This is a genomic window from Rufibacter sp. JT20002 (genome assembly GCF_056491185.1).
Map to the genome: position 1 here is coordinate 1,276,523 of NZ_JBSZJY010000001.1, position 12,295 is coordinate 1,288,817.

At 49.6% G+C, this 12,295-nt stretch carries 12 protein-coding genes; all 12 read left to right on the top strand.

Annotation, left to right across the window (positions count from 1 at the left end; all coding sequences use genetic code 11):
• Nucleotides 1–388 precede the first annotated feature (388 nt).
• The 12 genes from ACW9SV_RS04950 to ACW9SV_RS05005 all read left to right on the top strand — a co-directional run bounded on the left by ACW9SV_RS04950 (nt 389) and on the right by ACW9SV_RS05005 (nt 12,268).
• Nucleotides 389–952, top strand: a complete 564-nt coding sequence (locus ACW9SV_RS04950; protein WP_479555627.1) for a Crp/Fnr family transcriptional regulator — start codon at nt 389–391, stop codon at nt 950–952.
• A gap of 66 nt (nt 953–1,018) precedes the next feature.
• Nucleotides 1,019–1,345, top strand: coding sequence for a DMT family transporter (locus ACW9SV_RS04955; protein WP_479555628.1), 327 nt, complete (start codon nt 1,019–1,021; stop codon nt 1,343–1,345).
• A gap of 127 nt (nt 1,346–1,472) precedes the next feature.
• A complete protein-coding gene (locus tag ACW9SV_RS04960) occupies nt 1,473–1,973 on the top strand; it encodes a DUF1579 domain-containing protein (protein WP_479555629.1) in 501 nt (166 codons plus the stop codon).
• A gap of 202 nt (nt 1,974–2,175) precedes the next feature.
• Nucleotides 2,176–2,556 (top strand): RidA family protein, encoded by a 381-nt coding sequence (locus ACW9SV_RS04965; RefSeq protein WP_479555630.1) that lies wholly within the window; start codon nt 2,176–2,178, stop codon nt 2,554–2,556.
• A 66-nt stretch (nt 2,557–2,622) separates the two neighbouring features.
• Nucleotides 2,623–4,011 carry an AGE family epimerase/isomerase gene (locus tag ACW9SV_RS04970; RefSeq protein WP_479555631.1) on the top strand — a complete coding sequence of 463 codons (1,389 nt, stop codon included), beginning with the start codon at nt 2,623–2,625 and terminating at the stop codon, nt 4,009–4,011.
• A 13-nt stretch (nt 4,012–4,024) separates the two neighbouring features.
• Nucleotides 4,025–5,026: a glycosyl hydrolase gene (locus ACW9SV_RS04975; RefSeq protein ID WP_479555632.1), complete on the top strand. Its 1,002-nt coding sequence runs from the start codon at nt 4,025–4,027 to the stop codon at nt 5,024–5,026.
• A gap of 114 nt (nt 5,027–5,140) precedes the next feature.
• Entirely contained in the window at nt 5,141–7,648 is a 2,508-nt protein-coding gene (locus ACW9SV_RS04980) for a glycoside hydrolase family 9 protein (RefSeq protein ID WP_479555633.1), read from the top strand.
• 501 nt (nt 7,649–8,149) lie between these two features.
• On the top strand, nt 8,150–8,602 hold the full coding sequence (locus tag ACW9SV_RS04985; RefSeq protein ID WP_479555634.1) for a hypothetical protein: 453 nt from the start codon (nt 8,150–8,152) through the stop codon (nt 8,600–8,602).
• Nucleotides 8,603–8,679: 77 nt separating this feature from the next.
• Nucleotides 8,680–9,105 carry a hypothetical protein gene (locus tag ACW9SV_RS04990; RefSeq protein WP_479555635.1) on the top strand — a complete coding sequence of 142 codons (426 nt, stop codon included), beginning with the start codon at nt 8,680–8,682 and terminating at the stop codon, nt 9,103–9,105.
• 794 nt (nt 9,106–9,899) lie between these two features.
• On the top strand, nt 9,900–10,220 hold the full coding sequence (locus ACW9SV_RS04995; RefSeq protein ID WP_479555636.1) for a hypothetical protein: 321 nt from the start codon (nt 9,900–9,902) through the stop codon (nt 10,218–10,220).
• A gap of 68 nt (nt 10,221–10,288) precedes the next feature.
• Nucleotides 10,289–10,717, top strand: coding sequence for a hypothetical protein (locus ACW9SV_RS05000; protein WP_479555637.1), 429 nt, complete (start codon nt 10,289–10,291; stop codon nt 10,715–10,717).
• 132 nt (nt 10,718–10,849) lie between these two features.
• Nucleotides 10,850–12,268, top strand: a complete 1,419-nt coding sequence (locus ACW9SV_RS05005; protein ID WP_479555638.1) for an SDR family oxidoreductase — start codon at nt 10,850–10,852, stop codon at nt 12,266–12,268.
• Nucleotides 12,269–12,295: the final 27 nt, after the last annotated feature.

The following is a 12,295-nucleotide window of genomic DNA, read 5'->3' on the forward strand; positions in this document are numbered from 1 at the left end:
AAAGACACAGGGCTTAGGAGTTCAGGAACAACCCTCATCCTACTCGTGCCTGGCATTTGGTACGTTGCTTACGAAATCTGCGACTAACAGACGGTACAAACCTATGAAAAAAGTATCATCCGGTTTTCAGCCATTGGGTTGGAGAGCACCAACTGTCTTATGCCCGAGGAAGAGGCTTAACTCAGCGCCCTCAATGTCCACTTCTACATACTTTGGGTGATAACGGCTTATCTCCTCTTGCAAAAGCCAGTTCTGTTATCTGTTAAAATCAGTGATAAACCGTATGTTTAAAGATATAGAAGCTCGGTAACTGGAGTGCTTCTGTTTAGAAAGTGGGCCGCTGCATCCAAGAGGTTGTTTCGTGAAATGTATAGTCAAGCAGAAATGAATGAATTTAGACCAGATTATTGATAACATCTTTTTGCTCCCTAATGCCTCAAAATCTGCCCTCAAAGAGAATTTTGTAGAAGTACAGTACCCGAAGGGTTCCATTTTGTTGAGAGCCGACAAGGTTGAGAAGAACATCTATTTTATTAAACAAGGGATTGCCAGGGCTTTTTCAAACCTAGGAGACACCGACATTACCTTTTGGTTTGGCAGTGAAGGGGCTCCTATTCTTTCCATGAGAAGCTATGTTGAGAACAGGAAAGGATATGAAAACATTGAGCTGCTGGAAGACTGTATCTTGTTTGAATTGAAAACCGCAAACCTGAAAAAGCTCTTTCTTGAAGACGTGCATATCGCAAATTGGGGGCGGAGATTTGCTGAGCAAGAGCTGATCAAAACAGAGGAACGCCTCATTTCAAGGCAGGTCCGGACCGCATCAGAGAGATACAGGCAATTGATCAAAGATCATCCAGATCTAATCCAAAGAGTTCAGCTAGTACACATTGCCTCTTATTTGGGCATCACCAGAAACAGCCTGAGCAGAATCAGGGCAGAAATTGTTTAGTCTTTCGTTTTTTACCATTTGGTAAATGTACCGCCAGCCTAAATCCAGACCTTTGTCGAAAAAAGTATGAACTGGATTATTCTGATCATTGCAGGAATGTTTGAAGTAGCTTTTGCTTCCTGTTTAGGAAAAGCGAAAGAAACCACCGGAAGTACCATGTATATGTGGTATGGTGGTTTTTTAGTTTCGTTGACAATGAGTATGTTACTGTTGATGAAAGCTACCCAAACCCTACCAATAGGTACCGCTTATGCCGTCTGGACAGGGATTGGTGCGGTAGGCACGGCCATCATAGGAATACTGGTTTTTAAAGACCCAGCCACCTTCTGGAGAATCTTCTTTCTTGCCACCCTTATAGGTTCTATCATTGGCTTGAAGTCAGTATCTCACTAGATTTAAGCTCCACATTTACCTTGTATGAGCCCCAGCCAACAGATGGCCTCATGCACAAGGAAAATGAGCAGCGCATAAAGGCACCTTCAAAATGCTATAACTGTGTAAACTATATAAGATTACTATTATGAGCGAGAAACTTGAAACTTCAAAAACATCGGGTGCCCATTACCAGCTAAGTAGGTTAATAGGGGAATGGGAAGGCACTACCAAAACTTGGTTTGACCCTAGCAAATTAGAGGACGAATCGCCGGTAAGCGGAACAATGAAACCCATATTAGATGGAAGGTTCATCCTGCATGAATACAAAGGCAGCTTTGGTGATCAACCTATTACGGGCATGGCCATTTATGGCTACCACCTGGAACTAGGTAAATTCCAAAGTGCCTGGATTGACTCCTTCCATAACGGGTCGGCCATTATGTTTTCAGAAGGCCAGAAAGCCGCAAAAGATATGTCTGTCTTGGGCAGCTATGCTTACGTGACGCCAGAAATGGAACAGCACTGGGGATGGCGAACAAGTATTGAGTTCCCCAGCGATGAGGAAGTAGTGATTACCGCCTATAACATCTCTCCGGATGGCCAAGAGTCCAAAGCCACTGAAACTGTTTACAAAAAGGTAAATTAACTCCGGAGTAAAAGCCGATCTCAAACCCTGTAAGGCATCAAACACCTTTACCTTTTTCGTTCGTGGAGAAGAAAAACTCCAGCTTCTACCTATGCGGACAAAGGGGCGAACAGTAAGAGAAAGGCGGTAAAGTAGGTACACTGGTAACCTTTCTCGAAAAGAAGTCTTCTGTAGTGATTTAGATATCCTAAAACCTCAAACTATGCAAAGGAAAGCGTACACCGCTGAAGGAGCCGTTTCTGTTGGGCCCTACTCACATGCCGTTGAAGCCGGAGATCTGGTTTATTTATCTGGCCAAACTCCCATAGATTCAACTACCGGAAAGTTGGTACAAGGAGACATTGGGGCACAGACAGAGCAATGCTTTAAGAACCTGTTTGAGGTACTACGTTCCGCCAACTTAACGCCCGAGCACGTGGTAAAAGTAAATGTATTCTTAACAGACATGGCCAACTTTGAAGCCATGAACCAAGTGTATGCTCAGCAGTTTTCAGCGCCTTTTCCGGCCCGTACCACTATTGGCGTAGCAGGGTTGCCCTTGGGTGCGCAGGTTGAGATAGAAATGATAGCCAGAAGAAGCTAACAGAACCCTTCTGGCTATCTAAAATGGTGTTATATTTATAGGAAATAGTCTTTCCACTTCTTTCCTATGTCGCTACTTTACGGTCTCAGGGTTCTGCACTTTTCTCTGGTTTTGATAGCGGTTTCGCTGCTTTCGTTTACGGCCCTGGGCAGGCAAAATCGGGCGAAAATAGCGGCAGAGATAGAGCAGTCCATGCGCACTAAGTTGCTGAACGTGTGGTATCCCAGAAACATAGACAAGCAGCATGGCGGCTTCCTGAGTTCTTTCGCCTATGACTGGCAACCCACCGGATCTCAGGACAAAATGATCGTTACCCAGGCGCGCCATACCTGGTCCAACGCCATCGCCTCACAGCTTTACCCCAAAGAAGCGCATTATAAAACGGGGGCCCGTCACGGCTTCGCTTTTCTCCGCAATGTTTTCTGGGACAAGAAGAACGGAGGCTTTCACACGCTGGTAAACCGGCAGGGCCAGGTTATCCGCCGGGGGGTTGCGGAGAAGGAAGCCTACGGAAACGCCTTTGCGTTGTATGCCTTATCGGCGTACTACAAAGCTACCGGTGACAAAGAGGCCCTGGCACTGGCGCAGGAAACGTTCCGGTGGTTGGAGAAGCAAAGCCATGACCCGGTCCACAAAGGCTATTTCCAACACCTTAAACTGGAGGGAACGCCCATCGTTCGGCCCGATACCATTCCCTCCACGGCAGACCTGGGCTACAAAGATCAGAACACCTCCATCCATTTACTGGAGGCTTTCACCGAACTCTACCAAATCTGGCCCGATCAACTGGTACGCCAGCGGCTGGAGGAAATGCTATTCCTGATCCGGGACAAAATTACCACGCCGCAAGGGTACATGGTGCTATTTTTCCACCCTAACTGGACGCCCGTCTCTTTCCGGGAAGCTGATAAAGAAACCATTCTGCGGCACCGCTACCTGGACCACGTGTCCTTCGGGCATGATGTGGAGACCGCTTACCTCATGCTGGAAGCCTCGCACGTGCTGGGCCTGAAAAACGACACCACCACGTTGCGGGTAGCCAAACGGATGGTGGACCATGCGCTGCGCACTGGCTGGGACACGGAGAAAGGCGGCTTCTATGACGAGGGTTATTATTTCAAAGGAGACACCCACCTCACCATCATCAAAGACAGCAAGAACTGGTGGGCCCAGGCCGAGGGTCTCAACGCGCTCCTGCTCATGGCCGATCTCTTCCCCCAAGACCAGATGCAGTATTACCAGAAATTTGAGACGCTCTGGCGCTATATCAACACCTACCTCATTGACCAGGAACACGGCGGCTGGTACGCGGGCGGCCTGGACAAAGAGCCCCAGCAGAAGACGGCCCTGAAAGGCCATATCTGGAAAGGCAACTACCACCAGCTCCGCGCCATGGCCAATTGTGTGGCGCGTTTAAAGCACGAAAACCATAAAATACCCCAAAAACAGAAATAGCGATACTACCTGTATGAGAAAAACCTTACTCTTTTCTTTCCTGATCTTCAGTCTGCAATGCTTGGGCCAGGGCTTCGCGCCGGTGAACCCCAATGCCACGCCCGAGGCTAAAAAGCTTCTTGCGTATTTATATGAAATCAATGGGAAGTACCTCCTGTCTGGGCAGCACAACTACAACGAGACACCCAACAAGTTCTCAGAAATGGTGGTCGCCCGCACCGGCAAACAACCGGCCATTTGGGGGACTGACTTTATCTGGCGCGGCACCCAAGACCCCGGCGCGGAGATCGTGCAAGAGGCCATTCAGAAACATCAGCAGGGGCATATTGTCACGCTGATGTGGCACGCCGGTCGGCCCATTGACACGCCTCCTTTCCGCTGGAAAGAAAGCATCCAGGGCGAACTCACGGATCAGCAGTGGAAAGAACTCACCACGCCCGGCACCGCGCTGCACAAGGTGTGGTTGGCGCAGGTAGACCAAACCGCCGAGTACCTCAAGCAACTGCAGGCGGCCAACGTACCGGTGCTTTGGCGTCCATACCACGAGATGAACGGCGTCTGGTTCTGGTGGGGCGACAAGAAAGGCAAAGACGGCTACCAGAAACTCTGGACCATGCTCTATGACCGCTACACGCACCACCACAAACTCAACAACCTGCTCTGGGTCTGGAACGCCAACGCCCCGCGTGACATCCCCAAAGACGAGGCCTTCTCCTACCACCTCTTCTATCCTGGCGCCAAATACGTAGATATTCTGGCCACCGATGTCTATAATTTCGATTACGAGCAGAAAGACTATAACGAGCTGCTGGCCCTGGCCAAAGGCAAACTGATCACCCTTGGGGAGGTAGGCGAACTCCCCAAACCCGAAATCCTGCAAGTACAGCCCAAATGGTCCTGGTTTATGGTATGGGCCAACTGGATAGAAACCCACAACACCCCTGAGCGGGTGAAAGAAGTTTACAACCTACCCCAGACCCTGACTTTGGATGAACTGCCTGCTACCAAAAAGTAAGCCCCTATCAAAGGATTCTCTCTTGACGGGAATGCATACCCTCGCCTTAATCAAAGCCTGCGTTTACGCACTTATTTTCAGAAAACAGACCCGAAACGAACCTTCTAAAACCCAATGATCAAAAAACTACTCAAAAGAGCCTCCTGCCTGACAACTGTGGCGGTGCTGACCCTGCAAGCACCCGATGCGCTCGCCCAGGCCAACACCAGCGGTGGCTTACGACTGAACGAACTAGAATACCTGGAGATGCCAGGCTTGAACGTGATGTTGGCCCACGACTTCTACCCCGAAAGCCACCAAGGCGGCGTGGGCATTATCCAGAACGGCTTGCGCATTGGTACCAACGGCGATCTTCGCCTAGAGCCTACGCCCGGTCAATGGCAACCAGTGCCCAAGGTAGGTCCGCGGGTGGTGGACAAAGCCACCCAAACCATCAGCGTGCGGATGCAGTACCCAGACCCTGACAAAAACCGCAAAGGCTTCAACCCCATCATCTACCCCGATCTGAATTTCGCCTACGAGGTGAAGGTGCGGCCTGAGGGCAAGAACTTCCGCATCATCGTGGATTTAGACCAACCCCTGCCCGATGCCTGGATTGGCAAAGTGGGCTTCAACTTTGAGTTGTTTCCGGGCATTTTGTTCGGGAAGAGCTATTATATGGATAAGCAGTTCGGCATTTTCCCGCGTCAACTGAACGGCCCCGGTTTTTACGATGCCTCCAAAGAATACCAGACCACGCCGCTGGCAACGGGTCAGCAACTGACCATTGTGCCCGAAGACCCTCGGCAAACGCTCACCATACAGAACGTGACTGGTGAAAGTCTACAATTGATTGACGGACGGGCGCAGCACAACAACGGCTGGTTTGTGGTTCGGTCACTGGTGAAGAAAGGCGCTTCTAAAGGCGCCATTGAATGGCTTGTATCGCCTAATGCCATCGTTGGTTGGAAGTATGATCCGGTGGTGCAAATCTCGCAGGTGGGCTACCATTCCAAGCAGCAGAAAGTGGCTGTTATTGAGCTGGACAAAACCGAAACGCAGCGCCATCCGGTGACCTTGTACCGCATTAAGGAAACCGGCGGGCTGGAGAAAGTGCTAGAAACGCAGCCCAAAGAGTGGGGCAAGTTCCTGCGCTACCATTACCTGCAGTTTGATTTCACTAAGGTAGAGCAGCCGGGCATGTACAAAGTGCAGTACGGCACTTATGAAACCAGTCCGTTCCAGATTAGTGACCAAGTATACAAACGGCACGTATGGCAATCGGTGATTGAGACGTTTTTGCCGGTGCAGATGTGCCACATGCGCGTGAACGACCGCTACAAAGTATGGCACGACGCCTGCCACCTGGACGATGCCCGCATGGCGCCCCTCAACCACAACCACTTTGACGGCTACATCTCCGGACCTAGCACCTTGACCAAATTCCAGCCCGGTGAGCACGTGCCCAACCTAGCCGTGGGCGGCTGGCACGATGCTGGTGACTATGACATGCGGGTTGAATCTTTAGCGGATGAAATACGGATTTTATCGCTCGCTTTTGAAGAATTCAAGGTAAAGTACGACAACACCAGCATTGACCAGAATCTGAAAATAGCCGAACTGCACCGCCCTGACGGCAAGAACGACATCCTACAGCAGGTAGAACACGGCGCCCTTTCCATCGTAGCCGGTTACCGCAATCTAGGCAGATTGTACCGCGGTATCATTGAACCATCTTTACGCCAGTACACCTTGCTGGGCGAGGCCTCCACCCAAACCGATGAAGTAGTATTTGATCCTGCCAAGGCTCCTAAGCCACTCCCGGAGATCGGGCAGAAAGGCGCCCCGGATGACCGTTGGGTGTTCACCGAGGAAAACCCCGGCCGGGAACTGCAAGTGGCTTCCTGCTTAGCCGTAGCTTCCCGCGCCCTGAAAGGCTACAATGATTCTTTGTCTACCCACTGTCTGCAGATTGCCCAGGAACTGTGGGACCGCACCATAGAGAAAGACAAAATGCAGCGCGTGAATGCCGCCGCCGAGTTGCTGCTGTCCACCAAGGATAAGAAGTACGCCAACTGGCTCGTAGACAACACCCAGGACATTACCAAAAACATCGGCCGCACGGGCTGGGTGATTGGCCGCACCTTGCCGCTCATCAAAGACAAGAAATACAAAGCCTCGGTGTTGGCGGCAGTGGCCAGCCACAAGAAAGTAGTAGAAGAGCAGGAGAAAAAGACCCCGTACGGTATGCCATATGAGCCCGACATCTGGGGTGCCGGGTGGGGCATTCAGAACTTCGGGGTACAGCAGTATTTCCTGCATGCCTCCTACCCCACCATCTTCCCGAAAACCTACATGCTGCACGCCATGAACTTCGTGCTGGGCGTGCACCCGGGTTCCAACGTGTCGTCCTTCGCCTCGGGCGTGGGTGCCAAATCGTTGACCACCGCCTACGGAAACAATCGCGATGAATGGTCTTACATCCCCGGAGGCGTGGGTTCAGGCACGGCCCTCATCCGTCCAGACTTCCCCGAGTTGCTGCACTGGCCGTACCTCTGGCAACAAACCGAATACGTGATCGGTGGCGGTTCTTCTGATTACATGTTCCTGATTTTGGCCGCAGACCATTTATTGAGCAAATAACCTTTCATATCTTTCTACCACAGAAAAGCCCGGAGACACGTCTTCGGGCTTTTCTGTTTTGCGGCTGTTTTCTAAAAAACGAGTAAGAAACCAAACATCGTACAAAACACTCTTGCTAAATGTGAGTTTTTGATACCTAGCTTTGATGTACCCTCCTGCTGGCACGTCTTCTTCCCTCGGCATGCACAAAAAGCAAAAGTGGAAAGCTGTTTTAAACACCTTTTCATCAAACAAGCTCTAAAACAGGTGCTAGCCTTTACTTAGTTTTAAGTAATTAACAGATTATCAGCTAAATATAACTAACATCCAAAAATATTTAGGTATATTCAATGATCAATTTCAACCTCCCCCTCTGGTTCATCAAACGAGTTAAAACAGCCCACAATCCCTCCATCAGCTGCTTTTAACCCGGTATTTCCCTATGACTCAGGCATTCTCTACAAAACAATCGCAGAGAAACTGAAAACAGCATTTCTAAGAGTAGGCATTGACCAGATCACCATGAAAAAGATTATCCTCGCCATGACCTTATTGTTCCTGGCTTCAACTTGTTATAGCCAGACAATCATAACTCCTAAGCCTACCCAGGAGACTCCTCCCAAAGGCACGAAAGAGTATTACCTCTACAAAAGCAAAGTAAAGAAGATAAAAGGCTTGATTTTTACCCCGGTAGGAGCAGGCCTCATAGTACTTGGGGCAGGGATGGCTTGGGCAGAAACAGCCAATGCCATTACTACTATCGGTCAGGATGAAGCAAATGGTACTGCTGCCGGATTTGTGGTAGTAGCAGGACTAGTATCCATGATTGGTGGCACTATCTCTTTTATTTCCGCCGGTCAAAATAAGAGGAAAGCCAGGTCTTTGGCGGTAGGGTATGAACAGGTTCCCTCACTACAACCAGGAAATGCCATAACCAAGAGAGTGCCCACCGTGGGCTTAAAGGTTGCTTTTTGAAGTTTCTATTTCAAGGTAGGTTAAGATAGAAAGGTCTAAACAGTATTTTGAAAGACTAGGCGCTTAAAGACCGCATTATGAAAACAATTATCTTTTCTATAGCTCTTCTATTTTTAGCCTCTACTACTTACAGTCAAACTCAAAAAGGAAGGACGCTTGCTCAAGAGTATTATTTGCAGAAAAGTAAATCAAAAAGGTCGGGCGGCTGGACCCTTACCGGACTTGGCTTGGGATTGATGGGCGCAGGGATAGTAGCCGCCACCAGTAGCTCCTCCCTCTTTGGCAGTTCTAGAGATGGGGAAGGTGATATTCTCTTTGGGGGCATACTGGCAACTACTGGGTTTCTTTCTCTGGTTGGAGGTGGCATTTCCTTTATCTCTGCCGGACACAACAAAAGGAAAGCGATGTCTCCCGAGTTCAGCCATACTTCAATTCCTGTGCCCCAACATGGGGCATTAATGACCACGACGGTCCCCACAGTGGGTGTAAAGGTTAAATTTTGAAGCTTCTACTTCAAGTTGAAGAACGCTAGAGAGAACTTGACATTTCCCAGGTATGAAAACCATCTTTCTTTTCATAGTTCTTTGCCTTTTGACTATGGAAGCCCATAGCCAGGTAGCCCCAGATTCCACTCTCCGAGATGTGTACACCCCTTCTCAGGAACAAAAATTAGCCAAAAGTAAGTCGCAGAGAACCTTTGGCTGGATTCTGTTAACCGGAGGTGTAGGACTGATAATTGCAGGAGGTTCCACTTATGATTTGAATATTAACTTATATGGAGGAAAGGCAGATAAGGTGGACAACACACTTCCGGGAGCACTACTAGTGGCGGGTTTAATCTCCACTATTTCGGGGGTGGTTCAACTAAGAATTGCAAGTCGTAGTAGGGAGGATGCCTTGTCTTTGATACTACACCAAGAGAGAATTCCTACTCCTCAACAGAGTGCTTTATCTTCAAAGGCGGTTCCAACAGTGGGCTTACAGGTAAGATTTTAAAGGTGGAACATCTAGAAAGGTGATATAAACAATGTAAGAAGTGCGACACGACAGAAAAGCGAATCTGCCAAGGTTAACTATGATTTGATACCTCTTACCCCAATAAGAGCTTGATAGCCAAAATACCCTCACCGGTAGGTATTGAAATTGCTTCTGAAGCTTCCCCCTGGGCTTAAACATTGTTTATACACCTAACAGGCATGCCATGAAATCTATCCTCTTCTCCACGGTTCTTCTTTTTGTAATAACAACTTCCTATTGCCAGAGCGTTACAGAAAAAACATATTCTCAAGAATACTACTTGCAGAAAAGTAAATCTCAAAAGAAGCTTGGCTGGATACTTACAGGAGGTGGTCTTGGTTTGGCAGTTGGCGGATTTATAACGCTCACCGCTCATAATTCCCTTTGGAACCCTAAAGAGCCCCAAACTACCATTGGGGCTACCATGACCATGATAGGGTTGACCTCCATGGTGGTAGGAGTGTTCCCCTTTATTTCTGCCAAATCTTATAAGCGTAAAGCCAGGTCTGTAACAATAGGCCCTACCCATATATCCTTACCTCACCCAGGGACAGCAGTCACTAAGGCAGCTCCAGCGGTAGGCGTGCAGATTTCTTTTTAAAGCTTAAATCACAAGTGGGCAAATAGGAGCATAATTCTTACTCCAACAACTATACTGAGCAAACGCATATGAAAACAGCTATCATTTTTCTTCTACTTTCATTCATAGTCACTACTGCTTACAGCCAGGCAAGTTCCGCTCCCGTCTTAATCCCAGACACTGCTAGCCATACAAAAGAGTACTATCTAAAGAAAAGTGAATCGCAAAGAGCTGTTGGTAGGACCTTAATCATTGGAGGAGCGGTATTACTTGCGGTAGGTTTTGGAGCATCGGTAAGTACAGGATTGAATGGAACTGGAGATAATGGATTTTCAGGCCTGCTACTCGGAGGTAGCCTAGTCTCATTTCTGGGTGGTATCGCCTATGCAGTTTCTGCAAAAAGCAACAGGGAAAAAGCACTATCTGCCACAGTGGGCCATGTCCGGTATCCCCAGTCCTTGCACGGAGCTCTTCCTACCCAATCGGTACCTACATTGGGCCTGAAAATCACCTTTTAAGTTCCTGATAGCTTCTATCGGCTAATTCACTGAAGCACCTATTCTACCGCAGAGCACCCCAGAACAAAAGCAAAACAAGGCTGTTACGATAACACACCTCTTTCCCAAAGAAAGGCATCATCGGCAGACAGCATGAAAATCTTACTCACCGGCACTACAGGGTACATTGGGCAGAGCTTGCTGCCGGCGCTGTTGAAAGACGGCCATGAAGTGGTGTGCTGCGTGCGCGACCGGAACAGGTTTGATGAAAGCAAATACGCCTCAGAAAAGCTGCAGGTCATTGAGGTGGATTTCCTGGACCAGGCCTCGCTGGCGGTGATCCCAGATGACATTGACGCGGCGTATTATCTTATCCACTCCATGTCGGCGGAGGGCGAGGACTTTGAGAAGTTGGAGCGCACCACGGCCCTTCATTTCAGGGACAGAATTCAAAAAACGGCCGCAAAACAGGTCATCTACCTGGGTGGCATCACCAATGACGAAAAGCTGTCCAAGCACCTGCACTCCAGAAAAGCGGTAGAGGAAATCCTGGCCTCGGGCACGTATCACCTGACCACGCTGCGGGCCGGCATCATCCTGGGCTCGGGTAGCGCCTCGTTTGAGATCATGCGCGACCTGGTGGAAAAACTACCCGTCATGATTACACCCAAGTGGCTCAACACCAAATCACAGCCCATTGCCATCCGGAACGTCATTGAGTACCTGGCTGGGGTGCTAGGCAAAGAAGAGTTGTATGACCAAAGCTTTGACATTGGCGGGCCCGATGTGCTTACTTACAAGGAGATGCTCCTGGGTTTTGCGAAGGTGCGGGGCTTGAAACGGACCATCATCATTGTGCCGGTCATGACGCCCAAACTGTCCTCCTACTGGCTGTATTTTGTCACGTCCACCTCGTACACGCTGGCCACCAACCTGGTGCAGAGCATGCGCGTGGAGGTCATTTGCCAGGACAACCGGCTGAAAGAAATCTTGGGCATCACGCTGCTACCCTATGATACCGCCATCAAACTGGCTTTTGACCGCATCCAGAACGAGGGCGTGATTGCCAGTTGGAAAGACGCTTTGTCCAGCAACGTGCTCAATGAGGGAATCTCCAAGCTGCTTACCGTGCCCACCTTTGGGTGCTTCACCGACAAACGCGAGGCCGAAGTAACCCAGGTAGACAAATCGGTGCACAAGATCTGGTCCATCGGGGGCGAGAACGGTTGGTATTACGCCAACTGGCTCTGGAAACTGCGCGGGTTTATTGACAAGCTGTTTGGCGGCGTGGGTCTGCGGCGCGGCCGAAAGAACAGCACCATGATCCACGCCGGTGAGTCGCTGGATTTCTGGCGCGTGCTCTACGCCGACCGCGAAGAAAAACGCCTCCTGCTCTACGCCGAGATGAAGCTTCCCGGCGAGGCCTGGCTGGAGTTCAAGATCATCGGGCAGACGCTTTACCAAACCGCCACCTTCCGGCCCCTGGGGTTGTGGGGTCGGTTGTACTGGTACTCGGTGCTGCCGTTTCACGCCTTTATTTTCAGCAACATGCTCAAACGCATTGCCGCCTGAACAAACCCAGTTTTAAGCCCGAATCCG

What these genes read in the sequence shown, in the direction of transcription:
- ACW9SV_RS04950 (WP_479555627.1), top strand. Translation starts at nt 389, where the DNA reads ATGAATTTAGACCAGATTATTGATAACATCTTTTTGCTCCCTAATGCC.
- ACW9SV_RS04955 (WP_479555628.1), top strand. Translation starts at nt 1,019, where the DNA reads ATGAACTGGATTATTCTGATCATTGCAGGAATGTTTGAAGTAGCTTTT.
- ACW9SV_RS04960 (WP_479555629.1), top strand. Translation starts at nt 1,473, where the DNA reads ATGAGCGAGAAACTTGAAACTTCAAAAACATCGGGTGCCCATTACCAG.
- ACW9SV_RS04965 (WP_479555630.1), top strand. Translation starts at nt 2,176, where the DNA reads ATGCAAAGGAAAGCGTACACCGCTGAAGGAGCCGTTTCTGTTGGGCCC.
- ACW9SV_RS04970 (WP_479555631.1), top strand. Translation starts at nt 2,623, where the DNA reads ATGTCGCTACTTTACGGTCTCAGGGTTCTGCACTTTTCTCTGGTTTTG.
- ACW9SV_RS04975 (WP_479555632.1), top strand. Translation starts at nt 4,025, where the DNA reads ATGAGAAAAACCTTACTCTTTTCTTTCCTGATCTTCAGTCTGCAATGC.
- ACW9SV_RS04980 (WP_479555633.1), top strand. Translation starts at nt 5,141, where the DNA reads ATGATCAAAAAACTACTCAAAAGAGCCTCCTGCCTGACAACTGTGGCG.
- ACW9SV_RS04985 (WP_479555634.1), top strand. Translation starts at nt 8,150, where the DNA reads ATGAAAAAGATTATCCTCGCCATGACCTTATTGTTCCTGGCTTCAACT.
- ACW9SV_RS04990 (WP_479555635.1), top strand. Translation starts at nt 8,680, where the DNA reads ATGAAAACAATTATCTTTTCTATAGCTCTTCTATTTTTAGCCTCTACT.
- ACW9SV_RS05000 (WP_479555637.1), top strand. Translation starts at nt 10,289, where the DNA reads ATGAAAACAGCTATCATTTTTCTTCTACTTTCATTCATAGTCACTACT.
- ACW9SV_RS05005 (WP_479555638.1), top strand. Translation starts at nt 10,850, where the DNA reads ATGAAAATCTTACTCACCGGCACTACAGGGTACATTGGGCAGAGCTTG.